General features: G+C 64.4%; 14 protein-coding genes and 1 pseudogene. 9 read left to right on the top strand and 6 right to left on the bottom strand.

Annotated elements, in window-relative coordinates; all coding sequences use genetic code 11:
* The first annotated feature begins 400 nt into the window (after positions 1-400).
* The 4 genes from aspT (CUJ91_RS02885) to CUJ91_RS02900 all read left to right on the top strand — a co-directional run bounded on the left by aspT (CUJ91_RS02885) (position 401) and on the right by CUJ91_RS02900 (position 6,976).
* Positions 401-2,083, top strand: coding sequence for an aspartate-alanine antiporter (gene aspT, locus CUJ91_RS02885; RefSeq protein WP_006047834.1), 1,683 nt, complete (start codon positions 401-403; stop codon positions 2,081-2,083).
* An 85-nt stretch (positions 2,084-2,168) separates the two neighbouring features.
* The gene (aspT, locus tag CUJ91_RS02890) at positions 2,169-3,851 is read left to right on the top strand and encodes an aspartate-alanine antiporter (RefSeq protein ID WP_006047833.1); all 1,683 of its coding nucleotides are present in this window, start codon (positions 2,169-2,171) and stop codon (positions 3,849-3,851) included.
* Positions 3,852-3,943: 92 nt separating this feature from the next.
* Positions 3,944-5,608, top strand: a complete 1,665-nt coding sequence (locus CUJ91_RS02895) for a bifunctional aspartate transaminase/aspartate 4-decarboxylase (RefSeq protein WP_006047832.1) — start codon at positions 3,944-3,946, stop codon at positions 5,606-5,608.
* Positions 5,609-5,752: 144 nt separating this feature from the next.
* On the top strand, positions 5,753-6,976 hold the full coding sequence (locus CUJ91_RS02900) for a pyridoxal-phosphate-dependent aminotransferase family protein (RefSeq protein ID WP_006047831.1): 1,224 nt from the start codon (positions 5,753-5,755) through the stop codon (positions 6,974-6,976).
* A gap of 479 nt (positions 6,977-7,455) precedes the next feature.
* On the opposite strand, the gene CUJ91_RS02910 is transcribed toward CUJ91_RS02900, so the two are convergent.
* The gene (locus CUJ91_RS02910; RefSeq protein ID WP_006047830.1) at positions 7,456-8,667 is read right to left on the bottom strand and encodes an MFS transporter; all 1,212 of its coding nucleotides are present in this window, start codon (positions 8,665-8,667) and stop codon (positions 7,456-7,458) included.
* 394 nt (positions 8,668-9,061) lie between these two features.
* Here CUJ91_RS02910 and xdhA point away from each other — a divergent pair, with 394 nt between their 5' ends.
* The 3 genes and pseudogenes from xdhA to xdhC form a co-directional block, all read left to right on the top strand.
* Positions 9,062-10,627, top strand: a complete 1,566-nt coding sequence (gene xdhA / locus CUJ91_RS02915; protein ID WP_006047829.1) for a xanthine dehydrogenase small subunit — start codon at positions 9,062-9,064, stop codon at positions 10,625-10,627.
* 36 nt (positions 10,628-10,663) lie between these two features.
* Positions 10,664-13,030 carry a xanthine dehydrogenase molybdopterin binding subunit gene (gene xdhB, locus CUJ91_RS02920; protein WP_006047828.1) on the top strand — a complete coding sequence of 789 codons (2,367 nt, stop codon included), beginning with the start codon at positions 10,664-10,666 and terminating at the stop codon, positions 13,028-13,030.
* Positions 13,024-13,632: pseudogene (gene xdhC / locus CUJ91_RS02925) on the top strand (xanthine dehydrogenase accessory protein XdhC); the annotation flags it as partial. The gene xdhB and the pseudogene xdhC, both read left to right, overlap by 7 nt.
* Positions 13,633-13,700: 68 nt before the next feature.
* Here xdhC and CUJ91_RS02930 read toward each other — a convergent pair.
* The 3 genes from CUJ91_RS02930 to CUJ91_RS02940 all read right to left on the bottom strand — a co-directional run bounded on the left by CUJ91_RS02930 (position 13,701) and on the right by CUJ91_RS02940 (position 17,181).
* Entirely contained in the window at positions 13,701-14,654 is a 954-nt protein-coding gene (locus tag CUJ91_RS02930) for a LysR substrate-binding domain-containing protein (protein ID WP_006047826.1), read from the bottom strand.
* Positions 14,655-14,886: 232 nt separating this feature from the next.
* Positions 14,887-15,531, bottom strand: coding sequence for a 2-hydroxychromene-2-carboxylate isomerase (locus CUJ91_RS02935; protein WP_006047825.1), 645 nt, complete (start codon positions 15,529-15,531; stop codon positions 14,887-14,889).
* Between the two features lie 99 nt (positions 15,532-15,630).
* Positions 15,631-17,181, bottom strand: coding sequence for a TAXI family TRAP transporter solute-binding subunit (locus CUJ91_RS02940; protein WP_006047824.1), 1,551 nt, complete (start codon positions 17,179-17,181; stop codon positions 15,631-15,633).
* A gap of 549 nt (positions 17,182-17,730) precedes the next feature.
* On the opposite strand from CUJ91_RS02940, the gene CUJ91_RS02950 reads away from it, so the two are divergent.
* Positions 17,731-18,084, top strand: a complete 354-nt coding sequence (locus tag CUJ91_RS02950; protein WP_006047823.1) for a BON domain-containing protein — start codon at positions 17,731-17,733, stop codon at positions 18,082-18,084.
* A 343-nt stretch (positions 18,085-18,427) separates the two neighbouring features.
* Positions 18,428-18,676, top strand: coding sequence for a hypothetical protein (locus CUJ91_RS02955; RefSeq protein ID WP_006047822.1), 249 nt, complete (start codon positions 18,428-18,430; stop codon positions 18,674-18,676).
* A gap of 48 nt (positions 18,677-18,724) precedes the next feature.
* Here the strand turns inward: CUJ91_RS02955 and CUJ91_RS02960 are convergent, their stop codons facing one another.
* Together CUJ91_RS02960 and CUJ91_RS02965 are read right to left on the bottom strand one after the other, a co-directional pair.
* Positions 18,725-19,513 carry a sulfite exporter TauE/SafE family protein gene (locus CUJ91_RS02960; RefSeq protein WP_006047821.1) on the bottom strand — a complete coding sequence of 263 codons (789 nt, stop codon included), beginning with the start codon at positions 19,511-19,513 and terminating at the stop codon, positions 18,725-18,727.
* Between the two features lie 200 nt (positions 19,514-19,713).
* Positions 19,714-20,373, bottom strand: a complete 660-nt coding sequence (locus CUJ91_RS02965; RefSeq protein WP_006047820.1) for a LysE family translocator — start codon at positions 20,371-20,373, stop codon at positions 19,714-19,716.
* Positions 20,374-20,432 lie beyond the last annotated feature (59 nt).

Consider the following 20,432-nt stretch of genomic DNA (forward strand, 5'->3'; position numbering starts at 1 on the left):
CCTTTCCATAGGTCCGCTATTCGCGAAGTCAAGAACAACTGCGAAAAAAATAACATTGACAGGTCTTCTCAACTTACATAATTTAAAAAAGCCCGTGAGCGCCAGACGCTGTCTTGGGCGGAAACGGTAAAACGCGCCGCACGCACGGTACCTGTGGCAATTTGTCCCTGCAAAGCCATCGGCGTGGTCCGATTGCAAATGCTGTCTTTTTCAATGACGCAGTAGTTCAGTGCGGCGTTCGTATTGCGCTGCCTGCCTGTTCCGTCATATGGCGTTTAATTGAACCGTCCAGTTGAACCATTGACCCAGATCAGAACAGTCTTCACGAAAGCAGTCACGCAATTTGCAGTCGGCGTTATTGAGCAGATCGCTAATCGAACCTATAAATTGGCCGGCCAACATGATCGCTGAATTGCTGAGGGCTCAACCGGAGATCGCGCTGTTCACGAGCCTCGCAATCGGCTATTTGATCGGCTCCTTTCGTATCGGCCTTATTCAATTGGGCGGCGTTTGCGGCACGTTGATCGTCGCGCTGCTATTGGGTCAGACCGGCGCGCGGCTCGCCCCCGATTTGAAGAACATTGCATTCGCGCTCTTCATCTTTGCGCTGGGCTTCACGGGCGGGCCGCAGTTTTTCGCCAATATCGGCCGGGGCTGGCGCTATGGGCTGCTGTCGGTGATCGAGATCGTGTCGGTGCTCGCGCTGATCGTCATCGCGGTGGCCGTGATGCGGCTCGACGCCGGCACCGCAGCCGGCCTGCTGGCCGGCGCGGCAACGGAGTCCGCGGTGATCGGCACGGCTTCGGAGGCGATCGCGAAGCTCGGTCTCGCGGAAGCTGAGACGGTGCGCCTGCAGGCCAACGTCGTCACTGCATACAGCGTGAGTTACCTGTTCGGGCTTATCACCATCGTGCTCTTTACCAGTCAGTTCGCGCCCTTGCTGTTGCGCATCGATTTGCGCGCCGAGGCGGAAAAAATGTGGCGCACGCTCGGCGGCGACGGCGCCCTAGGCGACGGACAGCGCGCCGCGGCGCCCGCGCTGGTGGGCCGCGCGTTCCGCATCGACGGCGCTCATGGAGCGACGGTTTTCGCCATCGAACAGCAGCACGGCTTCAATCTCACCATCGAGCAGGTGCGGCGCAACGGCTCGGACCTGCCCGTCGAGCCGCAACTCGCGCTCGCGTCCGGCGACCTCGTGCTGGTAGGCGGCCGGCGCGAAGCGATCGTCGCGGCGGGGCCGGGTCTCGGCGATGAAGTCGACGGCGCGGACTTCGGCCAGGTCCTCGCGGAGACGCGCGATGTGGTGCTGACGCGGCGCGACGCGCACGGTCTCACGGTCGCTCAACTGCGCGAACGCGCGGCCCCGGAGCAGGGACGCGGCGTCTATATCGCGGCCGTCGCACGGCTCGACTCGACGATCCCCGCGTTGCCCGGCACGGAACTCAATCGCGGCGACGTGCTGACGCTCGTCGGCGCGAAGACCGACGTGGAGCGCGGCGCCCGGCGTCTCGGCTATGTGCTCGTCGCCACGCAGAAGACCGACTTCGTCTATCTCGGCCTCGGCGTGCTCGCGGGCATGGCGATCGGTCATCTCGGCGGGCGCATCGGCGGCGTGTCGCTCGCACTGGGCACGGGCGGCGGATGTCTGCTGTCGGGCCTGCTATTCGGCTGGATTCGCTCGCGCTATCCGCTCGTCGGCTCGTTGCCTTCGGCAGCGGCGCAGATTCTCAAGGACTTCGGGCTCGCCACGTTTATCGCCGCGGTCGGTTTGTCGGCGGGACCGGATGCCATCAGGCTCGTGCGCGAGTACGGCCTCGCGTTGCCGGCGGCGGGCATTCTGCTCGTGCTCGTGCCGGGGCTGTTGTCCTTATGGATAGGCCGCGTGTTCCTCAAGCTCGACACGCCGATGCTGCTCGGCGCGATCGCCGGTCAGCAGTGCAGCACGCCCGCGATCAGCGCGCTGGTCGGCGTGGCCGGCAATTCGACGCCGGTGATCGGCTACACGATCACCTATGCGCTCTCCAACATCCTTTTGCCGTTGATGGGTCCGGTCGTGGTCGGCGTTGCCGGCAAGTTGGGTTAGGCAGTCAGCAGTGCCGTCAGGCGTCGCTCGTGCGCTCGCGGCAGTGGCTGGTAATTAGTATGACAAACTAAAAAGCGAGGGCACGATGGACTGGCTACATCAAATCTTTCAGAAATCGCCTGAGATAGCGCTGTTTCTGTCGCTGGCGGCGGGTTACTTCATCGGCCAGATCAACTTCGGCAAATTCCAGTTGGGCGGCGTGGGCGGCTCGCTGCTTGCCGCCGTGGTCATCAGCCAGGCCGGCGTGACGATCGACAACGGCGTCAAGTCGGTGATGTTCGCGGTGTTTATCTACGCGGTCGGCTACGACTCGGGTCCCGGCTTCTTCAATTCGCTGAACCGCAAGACGCTGCGCGAAATCGCGATGGCGGTCTTTCTCGCGGTCACGGCGCTCATCACCGTCGTGGTGTGCGCGAAGCTGTTCCATCTGAACAAGGGACTCGCGGCCGGCCTCGCAGGCGGCGCGCTGACGCAGTCGGCGATTATCGGCACGGCGGGCGACGCGATCGCGCGCCTCGGCTTGCCCGCGGACCAGGTCAAGGCGCTGCAATCTGACGTGGCGATTGCCTACGCGGTGACCTACGTGTTCGGCTCGCTCGGCGCGATCATCGTGTGCGTGAACATCTTGCCGAAGTTCATGGGGCAGAGCCTGCGCGATGCGTCCATCGAAGCCGAACGCGAGCTTGCAGCGGGCGCGCCGGCGCAAGGACCGGGGCAACTGCGCGCGTTGCCGGAACTGGTGGGGCGCGCGTACCGGATCGACGTCAGCGCGGGCAAATCCGTGAAAGAAGTGGAGACGCTGCATCGCGATCTGCTGACCATCGAGCGCGTCAAGCGCGGCGGTCATACGCTCGACCCGACGCCCGATCTGATCCTCGAACCCGACGACGTCGTGCTGGTCGTGGGCCGTCGCGAAGCCGTCGTCGAATTCGGCTCGAACGGCAGCGAGGTCGCCGACATCGGCGACGTGGGCGTCGTCATGCAAACGCGCGAAGGCGTGTTCACGCGCAAAGGCATGAACCACACCACAATCGCCGCGGCACGCGAGATCGTGGACCGCGACATGCGCCACGGCGTGTACATCCAGAGCATTTCGCGCGCCGGTCAGCCGCTGCCGCTACTGCCTGAGACAAAGCTCGAACACGGCGACGTCATCACGTTCTACGGATCGCCGAAAGACACGAAGCGCGCCGTCGACGCCGCGGGTTACGAACTGCCGTACACCATCAAGACCGACTTCATCTACATGGGCGTGGGTCTCGTGCTCGGCTTGCTGATCGGCCTGATCGTCGTCAATGTCGGCGGCATTCCGCTCACGCTCGGTTCCGGCGGCGGCTGCCTGCTTGCCGGCCTGCTGTTCGGCTGGATGCGCGGCAAGCATCCGATGTACGGCGTGATGCCCACGGCTGCTTCGCAGTTGCTGAAGGACTTCGGACTCGCCGCTTTCGTCGCCGTGGTCGGCCTGAATTCCGGCTTGCAGGCGGTGGTGACCGTCAAGCAGAGCGGCATGACGATCTTCCTGCTCGGCGTATTCGTCACGCTGTTCCCGCTTCTGCTCACGATGCTGTTCGGCCGCTACGTGCTTCGCTACAACAACGCGGCCATCCTGGCGGGCGCGCTGACGGGCTCGCGCAGCGCCAATCCGGCGTTCGGCGGCGTGCTCGACAAGGCGGAAAGCGCGGTGCCGACCGTGCCGTTCGCCATCACGTATGCGATTGCAAACGTCGCGTTGACGTTGCTCGGGCCGCTGGTGGTGGGGCTCGTCTAGCGGAGCGTTGTATCGGTCTCTTCGCGCCGGCCGCGGCATCACGCAGAGCAACTCGCGGCGGCGCTTTCATCTGGCTCATTGGAGAACGCATCATGGCAAAAGAGAAGGGCGACAGCAAACATGGCGATATGGCGCAAGCGGGTCTTGCCGCGCTGAGCCCGTTCGAATTGAAGGATGAACTCATCAAGGCCGCGGGCGGCGGCGCGGTCGAGCGTCCGGCCAACGCGGCGATGCTCAACGCCGGGCGCGGCAACCCGAATTTTCTCGCGACGATTCCGCGTCACGGCTTCTGGCAACTCGGCCTCTTTGCGATGCGCGAGTCGGAGCGTTCGTTCGCGTACATGCCGGAGGGCGTCGGCGGATTCCCGCGGCGCGATGGTCTCGAAGAGCGCTTCGATCTGTTCCTGCGCGAGAACAAGGGCGTGCCCGGCATCGACTTTTTGCGCGGCGCCGTGTCGTATGTGCGCGATCAGTTGGGACTTTCCGCGGGCGATTTCCTGTATGAAATGTGCGAAGGCATCCTCGCATCGAACTATCCGGTGCCGGACCGGATGCTTAAGCTATCCGAAATAATTGTCGGCCAGTATCTGCGCCGCGAGATGATCGGGCAGCATCCGTTTGTCGGCGAGTTCGACGTGTTCGCCGTGGAGGGCGGCACGGCGGCCATGACATACATCTTCAACACGATGCGCGAGAATCACCTGCTCAAAGCCGGCGATACGATCGCGCTCGGCATGCCGATCTTCACGCCGTACATCGAGATTCCGCGACTGAACGACTACCAGTTGAACGTGGTGAACCTTCACGCCGCCGTCGAGAGCAACTGGCAGTATTCGAAAGAGGAACTCGACAAGCTGCGCGATCCGAAGGTCAAGGCATTCTTTCTCGTGAACCCGAGCAATCCGCCTTCGGTGAAGATGGACGACGAGAGCCTTCAATACATTGCCGACATCGTCAAGGAACGCCCGGATCTGATTCTTCTCACCGACGACGTGTATGGCACGTTCGCGGACGACTTCGTGTCGCTGTTCGCGCTCGCGCCGAAGAATACGATTCTCGTGTACTCGTACTCGAAGTACTTCGGCGCGACCGGCTGGCGTCTTGGCACCATCGCGACGCATCGCGACAATGTGCTCGACAGGTTGATTGCCGAGTTGCCGAAAGAGGCGAAGGAGCAGTTGCACGAGCGTTATGAATCGATCACGACGGAGCCCGAGAAGCTCAAGTTCATCGACCGTCTGGTTGCCGACAGCCGTACCGTCGCGCTCAATCACACGGCGGGCTTGTCGACGCCGCAGCAGGTGCAGATGGTGCTCTTTTCGCTGTTCTCGCTGATGGACACGCCCGACGCGTACAAGAACGCGTTGAAGCGCCTGATCCGCAAGCGCAAGCAGGCGCTCTACGAGGAACTCGGCATTTCGTTCGAGGACGACGATCCGAACCAGGTCGATTACTACACGATTCTCGACGCCGAGTTCCTCGGCGAACGGATGTTCGGGCGCGAGTTTGTCGAGTGGCAATTGAAGAACACGCAGCCCACCGAACTGCTGTTCCGGCTCGCGCGCGAGGCGCGGGTGGTGCTGTTGCCGGGGCTCGGCTTCGGCACGCAGCATGCGTCGGGGCGCGTGTCGCTCGCCAATCTCAACGAGTCGGACTACCGGCAGATCGGACGCGCGATGCGGCGGCTCATCGAGGAATACGTCGAGCGCTTCAATGCGGAGACAGGCAAGAAGCTTGATAAAAGCAAGGTGAAATGACGCCGCCCGCTCGGGCATGGTCAAAAAACTTGCGCAATTGCGCGGATCGGTGAATGATCGAAAAACGGCCTCGCCAGTGTCACTGCTGGCGAGGCCGTTGACTGCTGTGCGTTCCGTGTTTGCCGTTTCCTTCAAGTGCCGATCATGCCGACTTCATCGTTCAACGTTACGTCTACTGCTGTGCCCTGTCCGGTTGTCGAATCGCTCGACGCCATTCTTCCCGAAGAGCCGTTGCTGATGATGGGCGCGGGCCCCGTGCCGATTCCCGCCGCCGTCGCCAAGGCCAACACGATCGTGATCAATCACCTGGGCGCGACCATGGTGAAGGTGATCAGCCAGGTGAAGACCATGGCGCGCTACGTGTTCCAGACTCATTCGAAGTGGGTGCTGGGCGTCGCGGGACCGGGCTCGGCCGCGATGGAAATGGCGATCTCCAATCTCGCGTGGGAAGGCACGCGCGTGCTCAGCATCAAGAACGGCTTTTTCAGCGGACGGATGGCCGAGATGGGCCGCCGCGTCGGTGCGCGTGTGAGCACGCTCGAAGTCGGCGACCAGTCGGTGGCGAGTCTCGATGAGATTGCCGAGGCGATTCGCCGCGAGCGCCCCGAGATCGTCACGGTGGTGCAGGGCGAGACGTCGAATACGGTCTGGAATTATCAACTGAAGGACATCGCTGCCCTGGCGAAAGCGGCGGGCGCGCTGGTGATCGTCGACGCGGTGTGCACGTTGAGCACGATGCCGCTCGCGATGGACGCATGGGGTATCGACGCCGTCATCACCGGCGGACAAAAGGGTTTGTCGTCGATTCCCGGCGTCTCGCTGATTGCATTCTCCGATGCCGCCTGGGCGCGGGTGAAGGGACGCACCGCGCCGAATGCGCATTGGTGTCTCGATGCGTCGCTCGCGGAAAACTTCTGGCACAACGCGGGGTATCACTACACGGCGCCGGTGTCGGGCGTGCTCGCGTTGCATGAGGCGTTGCGGCTCGTGTGCGCCGAGACGCTGGAGAAGCGTTTCGCGCGGCATCTGAAGTGTTCGGTCGCGTTGCAGGAAGGCGTGACGGCGCTCGGTTTGCAGTTGTATGCGCCTAAGGCGTGCCGGTTGAATTCGGTGGTGGGCATCGAGGTGCCCGAGGGCTTGAGTCCCGGCGACGTGTGCGCGCACATTTCGCGGCAGCATCAGGTGGAAATTTCAGGATCGTTTGGATTGCCGATTGTCCGCATCGGTCAGATGGGCGAGCAGTGCCGCGAACACAATCTGTTTAGGACCGTGCATGCGTTGGGTCGGACGATGGTGGACCTTGGCGTTAAGGTCGATTTGCCTGCCGGCGTGGCGGCGTTGGAGCGGGGATTGTCGGAGGGGAAGTAGAGCTTTGTATCACGTCTTTGCCAAACTTGGACGAGTCTCGCCGGCAGCGCTACTGCTTTGCGCAAGCGTGATCACTCGTACACACTGCGCGAATCCGTTGCTGTTGTGGGCCCGCTTCTTAGAGCTCGTTGAAGCCAGCGCAAACGCATCGTGTTTATTGACGCTTGCACTTGCCTCAGGCGGTGCAACGCTCGCGCGCAATCCAGACGGGCCTTCAGCATGTCGAGGCGCGTCTGACTCTCTGACCTGAAGTTGACGCCGAAGCGCACAGGTCCCTTTCAGGCGCTCCGTAGACGGGAGCCAGCGGCAGGCGAAGCGCGCTAAGCGGCGACCTGTGCTTATGCAATTGCAAGCAGCCGCCGAAGCTTGTCGCGTCGCAGTGCCGCAGCGCTGCCGCCAGCCGGCGAGCGCCCAGTCGTCATGCATCGCGGAGGCAGGCAAGCAGTTGCGCGTCAAACACCACCCTACGCAGCCCCACCTCAAAGCGCCGCAGGCATCTTCCCAACCCTCGCATCGCGAAGATAAAGGAAGGACGAAAGCCCAACAGCCGCCGCCGCCGCAATAGCCGCAAACAGAAACACTGACCCGTATCCGAACTCGCCAGCAATGTACCCGGCCAACGGACCGGTAATGCCGAGCGACAAGTCGAGGAAAACCGAGTAAGCCGACAGAGCCGCGCCCCGGCTTGCGGGCGGCACGAGCCCGACGGCCTCCACGCCAAGCGCTGGAAAAACCAGCGCGAAGCCGAACCCTGTCAGCGCCGCGCCCGCCAGCGCCACATGCGGCTCGGGCGCGAGCCACAGCATCAGCAAGCCGGCACACTCGAACGAAAACGAAGCAATCGCAACGCGGAATCCGCCATAGGTTTTGATCGTGTTGGCAAACAGCAGCCGCGCGCCGATGAAGAGCGTGCCGAATACCGTCAGCGACAACGCGGCGTTCGGCCACTGCTTCGCCGCATAGAACAACGTGATAAACGTCGCGATCGATCCAAAACCGGCCGAGCCGAGCGCGAGGCCGATGCCGTGCGGCAGCACGCGCGTGAATACGCTTCGGTACGACATGCGCTCGCCGTGCACGAGGGGCACCGGCGCGATCGATCGCGCAAGATAGAAGCCGAGCGCCGCCAGCAGCATCACCAGAATGCCGAGCGCCGCGAAACCGACCGTCCGCTCGATCGCCACGCCGAGCGGCGCGCCGACCGCGAGCGCGCCATACGTGGCAATGCCGTTCCATGAGATGACCCGCGCATTGTTGCTCGTGCCCACGCGGCCGATCCCCCAGAGAATCGCGCCGGTGCCGCACAGGCTCTCGCCGAATCCGAGCACGAGCCGGCTGCAGACGAGCAGCGCGAGACTCGCCGCCGGCCAGCGTCCGCACAACACGGCCAGCAGCAACAGAGCGCCGCTCGCGCCACATCCGAGCAAGCCGATCGACACGGTGCGCTTCGGCCCGAGCGTGTCGGCGGAACGGCCGGCGAGCGGCCGCGACGCCAGCGTCGCCAGGTACTGCACGCTGATCGCCGCGCCCGCGAGCACGGCGCTGTAGCCGAGGTCGTCGTGGACGTAGCCCGGCAACACGGCGAGCGGAATGCCGATCGTCAGATAGCAAAGAAACGTGAAAAAGACGACCGGAATGATCTGCAGGGTCGTCGCCAGTTCGCTGCGAGGTGTGGCTGAATCGGTGGACATGGGGAAAACGAGACTTGAAAACGGCGGGAAGGCGTGATTTTCCCATGGAACCGATTCTCGTGCAGCGTTTGCTTAATAATGATCGGACGAAAGAGGGCGTGAAACGCCGCGAAAATGCCGCTTACGTCGCGTGAAACGCTCCGTTCGCCGAGCAACACGACTGCGGGGAAACACAAATACTGTCCGAAACGCAATGTCAGTACGGAAAACACCTCAATCGGGCCACCCCAACATAAGCCAACCGCCCGCCAAACTCATCTCAATATCGCTTTGCGAATATGTCCCGCATGCGATTGCCGCTATGGGTTCTATTTATTGACGGTGATAGTTTTCGAACCATCCCCGCGGCGCTGGCAGCCGCACACGAGATTCGAGAACACCGAGAGCACGAGACATGACTGAGCCGATTCGCTTCTATCACCGCAACGCGATCCGCGAGATCAAGGACGCGCCCGTCACCCGCACGGTCCTCCAGTATCTGCGCGAGGACGTGCATTGCACGGGCACCAAGGAAGGCTGCGCCGAGGGCGATTGCGGCGCCTGCACGGTCGTGATCGGCGAGCGCAACGAAGCGGGCGGCGTCGACTTCAAGACGGTCAACGCCTGCATCCAGTTCATGCCGACGCTCGACGGCAAGGCGCTCTTCACCGTCGAAGACCTGCGCCAGCCTGACGGCTCGCTGCATCCGGTGCAGGAGGCGATGGTCGAATGCCACGGCTCGCAGTGCGGTTTCTGCACGCCGGGCTTTGTCATGTCAATGTGGTCGCTGTATGAAAAGCACGGTCACGAACATAGCTGCGCGAACCGGACTGTGCCGTCGCGCGAAACGATCAGCAATGCGCTGACGGGCAATCTGTGCCGCTGCACCGGCTATCGTCCGATCGTCGATGCAGCCGTGCGCATGTTCGAAGCGCCCGGGCCCAAGGCGCCGGTCAACGTCGACGCCTTGGCGCGCTCGCTCGCCACACTGCAACGCGACGACACCTTCCATTACGAACACGCCGGTCAGCGCTTTCACGCGCCGCGCACCGTCGAGGCGCTCGCGCAGATCAAGGAGGCCGAGCCGGCCGCGCGCATTCTCGCGGGCAGCACGGACATCGGCTTGTGGGTCACCAAGCAGATGCGCGAGCTCGGCAATGTGGTCTACGTGGGGCAGATCGCCGAATTGCAGAAGCTCGAAACGCGCGGCGAGTGGATCGAAATAGGCGCGGGCGTCACCGTCGAAAAAGCCTATGCGGAGATCGCCAAGCAGTACCCCGAACTGACGGAGATGTGGCAACGCTTCGCGTCGCTGCCGATCCGCAACGCAGGCACGCTCGGCGGCAATATCGCCAACGGCTCGCCGATCGGCGACTCCATGCCCGGCCTCATCGCGTTGGGCGCGCGCGTGATTGTGCGCGGCGGTGCGATCGAACGCGAAATGCCGCTCGAAGACCTGTACCTCGCCTATCAGAAGAAGGATATGGCCGAGCATGAGTTCGTCGTGAGCGTGAAGGTGCCGACCCGAACCGGCGTGCGCGAGAAGCTGCAATTTCGCACGTACAAGCTGTCGAAGCGCTTCGACTCGGACATCTCGGCCGTGTGCGCGGCGTTCTCGTTCATCGCGGACGGCAAGCTGATTCGCGAGCCGCGCATCGCATTCGGCGGCATGGCGGCAACGCCGAAGCGCGCGACGCATGCCGAAGCCGTGCTGCGCGATGCCGAATGGCACGAAGCGACGGCACAGGCCGCGATGCTCGCGCTCGGCAACGACTACGCGCCGCTCTCCGACATGCGCGCGACCAGCAACTACCGTCTGGAAGCCGCGAAAAACACCTTGTATCGCTTCTGGCTCGAAACGCGTCCGCACAATCCGCTGCCGAAAAGCGCGCTCGATGTGCGCGCCGTCGAGGCGGCCTGCGCGCCTGCCGGCGTCGACGTTGACATCGGCGGTCAGCTCAACGCCGCAGCAAGCGCCTGACGCGCGCGATCCACGAGCAACACGGAGAACACAACAATGAATCAGCATGCCGAACCATTCCTGAAAGACGCTCAGGCACTCGACGACTTCACGCAGGTCCACGTATCGCGTCCGCATGAATCGGCGCATCTGCACGTGAGCGGCCGCGCCACCTACACCGACGACATTCCAACGGTCGCGGGCACGCTGCACGCGGCGCTCGGACTGTCGGCCAAAGCGCACGCGAAGATCGTGTCGATGTCGCTCGACAAAGTGCGCGCGACGCCCGGCGTGGTCGCGGTCTTCACGGCCGACGACATTCCCGGCGCGAACGATGTCGCGCCGATCGTCCACGGCGACGATCCGATTCTCGCTGATGGCATCGTGCAATACGTCGGTCAGCCGGTCTTCATCGTGGTCGCGACGTCGCACGAAATCGCGCGGCATGCCGCACGCCGCGCCGAGATCGTCTATGAGGAACTGCCCGCAATCCTCACCGCGCAGCAGGCGCGCGCCGCCAATCAATACGTGTTGCCGCCGATGAAGCTCGCGCGCGGCGAAGCGGGAACGAAGATCGCGCGAGCCGCGCATCGCGAGGCCGGCGAAATCCTGCTCGGCGGCCAGGAGCAGTTTTATCTCGAAGGGCAAATCTCCTACGCGGTGCCCAAGGACGACGACGGCATGCACGTCTACTGTTCGACGCAGCACCCGACCGAAATGCAGCATCTCGTCGCGCACGCGCTGGGCGTTGCATCGCATAACGTGCTGATCGAATGCCGGCGCATGGGCGGCGGTTTCGGCGGCAAGGAATCGCAGTCGGGTCTGTTCGCGTGCTGCGCGGCGCTCGCCGCCTGGAAGCTGTTGTGCCCGGTCAAGCTGCGCCCCGATCGCGACGACGACATGATGGTCACCGGCAAGCGCCACGACTTCCACTACACGTATGAAGTCGGCTACGACGACAAGGGCGTGATCGAAGGCGTCGCGGTCGACATGACTTCGCGCTGCGGTTTTTCAGCGGATTTGTCCGGCCCCGTGATGACGCGCGCGCTGTGTCACTTCGACAACGCGTACTGGCTTTCGGACGTCGCCATCGACGGCTTTTGCGGCAAGACCAACACGCAATCGAACACCGCGTTTCGCGGCTTCGGCGGTCCGCAAGGCGCGTTCGCGATCGAATACATTCTGGACAACGTCGCGCGCTCCATCGGCGAAGATTCGCTCGACGTGCGCCGCCGCAATCTGTATGGCAAGACCGAGCGCAATCAGACGCCGTATGGCCAGGTCGTCGAAGACAACGTGATTCACGAACTGATCGACGAACTCGAAGCGACGAGCCAATACCGCGCGCGCCGCGCGGCCATCGACGAATTCAACGCAAACAATGAGGTGCTCAAAAAAGGCCTCGCACTCACGCCGGTCAAGTTCGGCATTGCGTTCAACGTCACGCATTTCAACCAGGCCGGCGCGCTCGTGCATATCTATACCGATGGTTCCGTGCTCGTGAACCACGGCGGCACCGAAATGGGCCAGGGCTTGAACACGAAGGTCGCGCAGGTCGTCGCGCATGAACTCGGCGTCGGCTTCAATCGCATTCGCGTGACCGCGACCGATACGAGCAAGGTCGCGAATACATCGGCGACGGCGGCATCGACGGGCTCTGATCTGAACGGCAAAGCCGCGCAGGACGCGGCGCGTCAATTGCGCGAGCGCCTCGCCGCGTTCGCCGCCGAGCGTTTTGGCGCGGGCGAGGTCAAGGCTTCGGACGTGCGCTTCGCGCATGATCGCGTGATCGTCGGCGAGGTGGTCTTGCCGTTCGAAGAAGTGATCGCCAAGGCGTACCTCGCGCGAATCCAGTTGTGGTCCGACGGTTTTTACGCGACGCCGAAGCTCTACTGGGATCAGGCGAAGCTGCAAGGCCGGCCGTTCTATTACTACTCGTACGGCGCAGCCGTGTCGGAAGTCGTGATCGACACCCTGACCGGCGAAATGCGCGTGCTGCGAGCGGACGCGCTGCATGACGTGGGCGCGTCGTTGAACCCGGCGCTCGACATCGGCCAGGTGGAAGGCGCGTTCATTCAGGGCATGGGCTGGCTCACCACCGAAGAGCTGTGGTGGAACGCAGGCGGCAAGCTGATGACGCACGCGCCGTCCACGTACAAGATTCCGACCGTCAACGATACGCCGCCGGTCTTCAACGTGCGCCTCTTCAAGAACCGCAACGCGGAGGACAGCATTCATCGTTCGAAGGCAACCGGCGAGCCGCCGTTGCTGCTGCCGTTTTCGGTGTTCTTTGCGATTCGCGACGCCGTCTCGGCGGTCGGCGATCACAAGGTGAATCCGCCGCTGAACGCGCCCGCGACGAGCGAGGAGATCCTCAAGGCAATCGGTGCGGTACGCGCGGCCACGTCCGCCGCGCGCCGCTAACAGAGAGAGGGATGAGCGCGATGAAAGACTGCTCCGCCATTCAGATCGGGCGGCGCGGCGCGGTGGAAGCACCGCGCGCGGCGCCGATGCACATCGTGCTGTTCGGCGCAGGACACGTGGGTCATGCGCTGATCGAGTTGCTCGGCAATCTGCCGTGCGTGGTTCAGTGGGTCGACGAGCGCGACGAACTCTTTCCCGACGAAACGCCCGCGAACGTGCAGATCGAAGCCACCGACACGCCCGATGCGATCGTCGACGCCGCGCCGCCCGGCGCCTGGTTTCTCGTGATGACGCATAACCATGCGCTCGATTTTTCGCTCGCCGAACGCATCATGCGGCGGACCGATTTCGCTTACTTCGGCATGATCGGTTCGAAGACGAAGCGCGTGAAGTTCGAGCGGCGTTTGCTGGAGCGTGGCGTGGAGCTTGAACGGCTTGAGCACATGACGTGTCCGATCGGCGTGCCCGGCATCGTCGATAAGGCGCCTGCGATGATCGCCGTCGCGGTGTGCGCGGAGTTGTTGCAGGTTCGCGGGCGGCGGGCTGCTGCGTGTACTTCGATGCAAACGGACGCGGAATACAAGCGGCCTCTCAGCGTCTAAGCGATAAACGTCCAACGCGCCCGGACAGTCTGAAACGCATCGAGCGCGTGAGTCCATCACGCCACAACTCACCGCGCCCGCCTCGCCCCCCGCGCTTTCTGCGCGACCAGCCCATCCGACACCCCGAACATCAACGCACGCAGCCAGCCGAGATCACTCGGGCGATCCGGCTGCGGATGCCACATCTGATAACACTTGATACGCGGAAACGGAATCGGCGCCTCGACCACCGCGAGCGGCAGAATGCTCGCATAGTGGGTCGCGAAACGACGCGTCGTCGTGAAGATGAGATCCGATTGCAGCAGCGTCTGCGGCACGAGGCCGAAGTAGGGCAGCGTGGCGACGATGCGCCGCTCGGCTTTCGCGCGCGCGAAACCCGTGTCGATCGCGCCGCCGCGCGCGCCGCTATACGGCGTCGGCGCGAGATGCGGCGCGGCGAGATAGGCTTCGCGCGTAAGCGGCGCACGCGTCAGCGGATGATCCGCGCGCATCATGCACACGACAGTGTCCGAGAACAGATCGCTGCGCTCGAAACGCGGATCGGGCTTCGGCCAGTTGCCGATCACGAGATCGAGCTCGCCGGCATCGAGCGCGGCGGAATGATCGAGCATCGGATTCAGCGAATCGATTTCGAGCCGCGCATGCGGCGCCGCCTCGCGAAACTGCGCGATCACGGTCGGCATGAAGAAGTCGTTCAGATAATCGGGCGCGGCCACGCGAAAGGTGCGGCGCGAGCGGCCCGGATCGAAATCGCCGTGCGGCGTGGCCACGAAATCGACTTCGCGCAGCACGCGTTGTGCCGACGCAAGCAGCGATTCGCCGTATTCGGTCGGCACCATGCCGGACTTGCCGCGTACGAGGATCGGGTCGTTCAGCGTCTCGCGCAGCTTGCGCAGCGCCGTGCTGATCGCGGGCTGAGTCTGATTGAGCCGCAGCGCGGCTTGCGTGACGCTGCGCTCGACAAGCAGCGTGCGCAGCACGCGCACGAGCCAGATGTCGAGGGAGGCGGCGGTGTCGTCCATGGTAGAAGCCAAGCGAAGGCGAGCGGGCGTTGTGCCCCGGTGCCCGAAAGTCAGCCGCGCGCAGGCCCGGCAACACGCGGGTCATGAATCGCGCAAAGGTTATAACCTTAGGCCCAATTGCATCGCGGCGGCCATAGCGGGCACGGTATGACCGGCATCAGCCGCGCAAGCGCGGCCACCGAGCGTCATGCCGCGCTTGCGGCCACCACGCGTCACGCCGCGTGCTCCGCGTTCAAAGGTCCGCGACACCCGAGGGCAACGCGCTGATCCGCTTCACTTCGCTCGATTCCAGCCAGTTCGGCGTGCGCGCGCAGTACAGCACCATCGGCAACGCGTCCTCGCCCCAGAACAACTGGTCGTTCAGACGAAAGGTCGGCACGCCGTAGACGCCGAGCCCGATTGCATCCGCCGTATTGCGCCGCAACTGGGCTTGCACTTCCTCGCTCTTGATGAGTTCGGGACCATCGGGCATGCCGACGCGCTCGCACAGTTCGGCGAACGCCTCGTCGGTCGAAGGATCGCGGCCTTCGCGCCAGATGAAGCGGAAGATTTCGCGCACGCACACCACGTCGGCCTGCGCGGCAGTGGCGAGCAACAGCGGCTTCATCGAGTCGAACGGATGGGCCGGCGGCATCTTGTAGGGAATGCCGAGCTGTTCCGCGCGAAAGAGCGCGTGCCGGTACATGAAGGTGCGCTTGGCCGGCACGCTGTACGCCGGCCGCTGCCCCCAATGGCGATACAGGTCGTTCAGCACCACGGGCGTGAAGGCGAAGTCGAAGCCCGGCCATTTGTCGTGTTGCTCGAGCAGCAGGTACGTGAACGGCGAGACGAAATCGTAGAACCACAGCGGCTGCGCGGCGTCGATGCCAACGGTCATATATGTCTCCCGGATTGCCTGTCCGACAGATCGGCGGATGCGTCTGCTAGATCGTCGGAATTGTAATGATCTTACGCGGTGCGGCTGCGGCTTGCACCGTCAATCTGGTTTGCGGCGGTCGTCGGCGCGGGTTTCGCCGATCTCGGCGGCTTCGTTCGGCGCGGCGTCGGTTTCGGCGGCTTTGCCAGCTTTGCCGGCTTGATCCGCGCTGTCGGCCTGGTCGGCGGCGCGTGCTTCGATGTCCGCGGCTTCCGCTTCCTCGGTTTCGTCGTCCGCGGTATCGAACGCCTCCGACATCTCGCGCCGGCCATCGCGGCTTTGCGTGAGCCTTGCCCGAACGAAGCCGATATGCTCGCGCAGCACATAGAACTGGTCCGCATAGGCGAGCGGCATCTTCAGGCCGTTCACCGAATCCTCGATGGCGTCGAGCCGTTGCAGCAGCGACGCCCGCTCGGCCGCCGAATGATCGCTGAGCGCGCTGCGCTCAATCGCGATCAGCGCGCCGTACCAGCGATAGATGCGCGACTTCACGCGCCACGCATACAGCGACGGCACGAGCCGCAGCGCCGGAATCAGCAGCACGATAAGCGGCACGACCACCACCAGCAGACGGTCGGCGAGGCTCGCGAGCCAGAACGGCAACACCCGGTACAGGAAGCCTTTGCCCGACTTGTAGTAGCGCGCGGCGTCGTCGCTGATCGGGAAGTCGTGGGCGAGCGGCGCGGGGAATTCGCCGGCGCGCTGCATGATGTTCGCCTTGCCGTGCACCTCGCGCGCGGCGTCGATCAGAAGGTCCGACAGCGCCGGATGCAGCGAGTCGCGCGCCACCAGTTCGGCGGTCGGCGCGACCATGTGAATCGGTGCGGACGGCAGATTCTTGCCGAGGTCGAACGCGCCCATCGGCAATTCCAGCTGCGTCAGATACGGAAAGCGCCGTGTGTACGCGTCGGCCTGGACGAAATCGTAGAACTGCACATTCGGCGTACGGTAAAGCTTGCCCATGACCGCGGGCTGCGCGGAATCGCCGGCCAGAAATGCCGCATCCACCTTGCCGGAGACGAGCGCTTGCGCGGCGTCGTCGCCCGAAAGCGGCAGCAGCTTCGTCGTGCCGCCGGGCTCGATGCCGTTCGCCTTGAGGAGCGCGAGCGCCAGTTGTCGCGTGCCGCTGCCTTCGGCGCCGACCGCGAGGCGCTGGCCCTTGAATTCGGCGAGCCGCGCAACCGTCGGGCCGTGATAGAAGATCGCGAGCGGCACATACGACACGCTGCCAAGCGATATCAGCCCGTTGCTCGCCGTGCCCGGCGCCATGCCGTCCTGCACGAATCCGACGTCGACGTCCGAGTTCGAGTCCGACAGCCGCTTGAGGTTTTGCAGCGAGCCTTCGGAGGGCAGCACCTTCAACGTGATGCGGTTGCGCGCCAGAATCTCCTTGTACTTTTGCGCGGCGTTCCAGAAGGTGCTGCCTTCGGGACCGGCGCTGATGGTCAGCGTGCTGGGAGGCGCGGGTTGGATCAGGCGCACGGCGACCCAGATCGCGGCCACGGCGATCAGGAAGATGGGTCCGAACGAGACCGCGAGGTCGCGCCATGAGATCGCGACAAAACGCGCGACGAGGCGGGGAGGGCGTAGGCGGCCGGGGACTGGCTTCATCGGATGACGGGGACGGCGACTGTCGAAGGTGAACTGGAATGCGGCGCTGCGCGTGGCGCCGATGGTACCTGAGATTGCCGCGGCGGCGGAATGCGCGGCGTCGGCGTGTGTCGAGAAAGCCGTAACAAAAGGTGACTGCGGGTGACTGCGGGTGACTGCGGGGTGACTGCGCCCGCCGGTGAATCGCCACTGACCCGTATCGCGTATGACTAAACCCTTTGCGCTTCTGGCCCGGCTAGATTAAATTGTGCATCGCTGCCGCGAACACACGTCTCGCGCGGCGCGACCCGGCACGACAGACAAGAACCGGGCGCGTCGGCGGATCTCGCGGCTTGCCGGTTTCCGTACCGCATCGCATGCAGGTCAGTATCGTCAGCGCGTGCGGTATAGGCAGCCGGTCTCTCTTTGTGCCTCTCGCATCTCGTGTCGCCGCCCACAGCCGGCCATTGCCTCGCCGCGCGCATTGTCGCGCGTCGGCCCTGGCCGCAGGTAGTCGTAACGAAGCCGCTTATTCAAGCGGTCCAATATGAAGCTAAGGAGAGAAGAAATATGAAATCGGTCGGTTTTCTGAAGACGCTGGGCTCGGTGGTGGCAATGGTGGTGGCATGCAACGTCTATGCTCAGGCAAGCGATGCAACGGCAACCGGCACGACAGCCGCCCCCGCCGCCAGCGCGAAGGCGAGCAAGAAGGCCAATAGCCAGCTCGGCCGCAAGGTGCGCGCCGCGATCTCGAAGACGCAAGGCGTCGACGTGTCGAACATCTCCGTGCGTGCCCGCGGCGGCGCGGTGACGCTGACGGGTTCGGTGCCCGACCAAGGCCAGATCGACGCGGCCGGCGAGGCAGCGAAGGGCGTCGCGGGCGTGACGTCGGTGTCGAACAAGCTGTCGGTGATGCAGCAGTAAGCGTGACGAGCGGGCGCATCGGTCAGCCCGCCGTGACGGCGCGCTGACCGGCTGCGTGAGTGGGCGAGATAGCGCCGGAAGCCGCTCTTTACACGGCTCTTTATACGGCTCTTCGCGCGGCTCCCGACGCAATGCGCCGTTCGATGCATGCGAAAAAGCTCCGGCAATCCTGCCGGAGCTTTTTTTCGTCACGCGATTACGCGCGATCATTCACAAGCAGCGACGATGGCGTCGCCATAGCTCGATGCGGTGCGGCGCTGCGCCGTCGTCCGACTGTGCGCAATGACACATTTGGGACGCTGCCCAAAGCGTACTGTGTGCATGGAGAACTGGAGTCATCGCCATGCAAACCACGCTCCTGCGCTATACCGATCTGCCCATCACCGACCGGGCCGCTTTTGAACTCGTCTGCGCGCGGCACGGCTTCGCGCCCGCGCATTTCGACGTCAGCGTTCACGCCGATCCGGCCGATCCCGCCCAGGGACGCCTCGTCACCGTGCGGCGCGGCGGCTGGGCGCAATCCTATTACGACCGTCAGGGTCAATGGGTCAGACAGTTCGAGGCCGATCTCACCTGCCGCTTCTTCAGATGATTCGCGTCACGGCGGCGGGCACCCTCAGCACCACCCCCAGCGCCGCTCTCAGGCCAGCACGAGACGCACGCCGACCAGCGTGAGCGTGGCGGCGAGCAGATTGCGCAGCAGCGCATCGGGTGCGCGCGCGGACAGCATGCTGCCGATCGCGATGCCCGGCAGCGAGCCGACCAGCAGCGACAGCAGCATCGACCAGTCGACGGAACCGAGCAGCCAATGGCCCGCTCCCGCGAGCAGCGTGAGCGGCACCGCATGCGCGATGTCCGAGCCGACGATGCGCATGGTCGGCAGCAGCGGATAAAGCAGCAGCAACACGGTCACGCCGATCGCCCCCGCGCCCACCGAAGTCAGCGACACCAGCACGCCGAGCACCGCGCCCGTCAGCATGGTGAGCACAAGCGTGCGCCCCTGGCTCGGCGTGCGGCGGCGGTGCGCGCCCAGCGCGGCGAGTTGCGGGCGGAACACGAGCGCGACCGCCGTCACGAGCAGCGCGGCGCCGAGGACAAGCTGGATCAGCCGGCTCGCGCCCGGCGTGTCCATCCCGTAGCGGTGCAACAGCAGCAGCGTGATGGTCGCGGCGGGCACGCTGCCGGCCGCGAGCCGCAGCGTCACCTGCCAGTCGACGGAACCCTTCAGGCCGTGGACCAGCGTGCCCGTCGCCTTGGTGGCGGCCGCGTACAGGAGGTCGGTGCCGACGGCCGTCGCCGGATGCACGTTGAAGAGCAGCACCAGAATCGGCGTCATCAGCGAGCCGCCGCCCACGCCCGTCAGTCCGACCAGAAAGCCGACGAACAGGCCGGACGCGGAGTACAGCAGATCGATATGCGGAAGAGCCATTGAAGAGACCGCGGGCGGTCGGTGGATTGACGGTTAGGGCACGGGCGGCGCGCGTGCCTCGACCGCCGACGCGGGTCGGCAAGCTGGAAAGAAGGCGGCGCCCGGCGCGGCGAAAGCCGCTATTGTCGCAAAACTGACGCCGCAGCGTACGGGAATGCGCGGAAGCGGGCGTGCCGCGAGGGTTGTGAGCGGCGCGCCGCTCACAGCGCGCGGCGAATTTCGACGACGCCGAACGCCGCCAGCATGATGCCGACGAACCGGTCGATCGCGAGCCTCAGCTTGCTGCCGATCGCATGCCGCGCCAGCGACACCACGGTCACGAGGAAACACCACCACGCGATCGAGCCGCAGAACACGCCGCCGACGGTCGTCAGCGCGATCGTCGATGAAAATGCGCCGCGCGGCGCGAGCGTCGTGAACAGCGCGGCAAACATGATGACCGTTTGCGGGTTCGTCAGCGTGAGCAACAGGGAGCTTGCGTAGGCACGCAACGCGCCGGCGCGGCCCACTTGCGCGAGCTTGCTGTTGCCGTTGCCATTGCCGTCTGGTTCGCCGTTGGCCGTGTCTGCCGGCGCTTTTTGCAGCAGCGTGCGCACGCCGAGATACAGCAGGAACAAGCCGGCGAGCAGATGCAGCGGCCGGTCATAAGCCAGCATGAACTGCGAGATGCTGACGAGGCCGAGCGCGGCGATCAGGCCATACAATGCGTCGCCCGTTGCAATGCCGAGGCCGATGGCAAGCCCCGCCCGCGGACCGCCGGTCAACGTGCGGCGAATGCAGAGCATGCCCATCGGGCCGACCGGCGCGGCAATCGCGAGGCCGACGCCGGCGGCGGTGAAGAAGAGGCTGGTCATCGACATGGCGGGTTCCGATGGTTGTTGTCTGGATAGCGCGGGGCGAGCGATGTGTGTCTAAAATC

It is taken from the genome of Paraburkholderia graminis (genome assembly GCF_003330785.1).
In the GTDB taxonomy this organism is placed as follows: Bacteria; Pseudomonadota; Gammaproteobacteria; order Burkholderiales; family Burkholderiaceae; genus Paraburkholderia; species Paraburkholderia graminis.

Coding starts and splice junctions, on each gene's coding strand:
- CUJ91_RS02950 (WP_006047823.1), top strand. CDS start 17,731: ATGAAATCGGTCGGTTTTCTGAAGACGCTGGGCTCGGTGGTGGCAATG.
- CUJ91_RS02960 (WP_006047821.1), bottom strand. CDS start 19,513: ATGGCTCTTCCGCATATCGATCTGCTGTACTCCGCGTCCGGCCTGTTC.
- CUJ91_RS02930 (WP_006047826.1), bottom strand. CDS start 14,654: ATGGACGACACCGCCGCCTCCCTCGACATCTGGCTCGTGCGCGTGCTG.
- CUJ91_RS02895 (WP_006047832.1), top strand. CDS start 3,944: ATGGCAAAAGAGAAGGGCGACAGCAAACATGGCGATATGGCGCAAGCG.
- CUJ91_RS02910 (WP_006047830.1), bottom strand. CDS start 8,667: ATGTCCACCGATTCAGCCACACCTCGCAGCGAACTGGCGACGACCCTG.
- aspT (WP_006047833.1), top strand. CDS start 2,169: ATGGACTGGCTACATCAAATCTTTCAGAAATCGCCTGAGATAGCGCTG.
- CUJ91_RS02935 (WP_006047825.1), bottom strand. CDS start 15,531: ATGACCGTTGGCATCGACGCCGCGCAGCCGCTGTGGTTCTACGATTTC.
- CUJ91_RS02900 (WP_006047831.1), top strand. CDS start 5,753: ATGCCGACTTCATCGTTCAACGTTACGTCTACTGCTGTGCCCTGTCCG.
- CUJ91_RS02940 (WP_006047824.1), bottom strand. CDS start 17,181: ATGAAGCCAGTCCCCGGCCGCCTACGCCCTCCCCGCCTCGTCGCGCGT.
- CUJ91_RS02965 (WP_006047820.1), bottom strand. CDS start 20,373: ATGTCGATGACCAGCCTCTTCTTCACCGCCGCCGGCGTCGGCCTCGCG.
- xdhB (WP_006047828.1), top strand. CDS start 10,664: ATGAATCAGCATGCCGAACCATTCCTGAAAGACGCTCAGGCACTCGAC.
- CUJ91_RS02955 (WP_006047822.1), top strand. CDS start 18,428: ATGCAAACCACGCTCCTGCGCTATACCGATCTGCCCATCACCGACCGG.
- xdhA (WP_006047829.1), top strand. CDS start 9,062: ATGACTGAGCCGATTCGCTTCTATCACCGCAACGCGATCCGCGAGATC.
- aspT (WP_006047834.1), top strand. CDS start 401: ATGATCGCTGAATTGCTGAGGGCTCAACCGGAGATCGCGCTGTTCACG.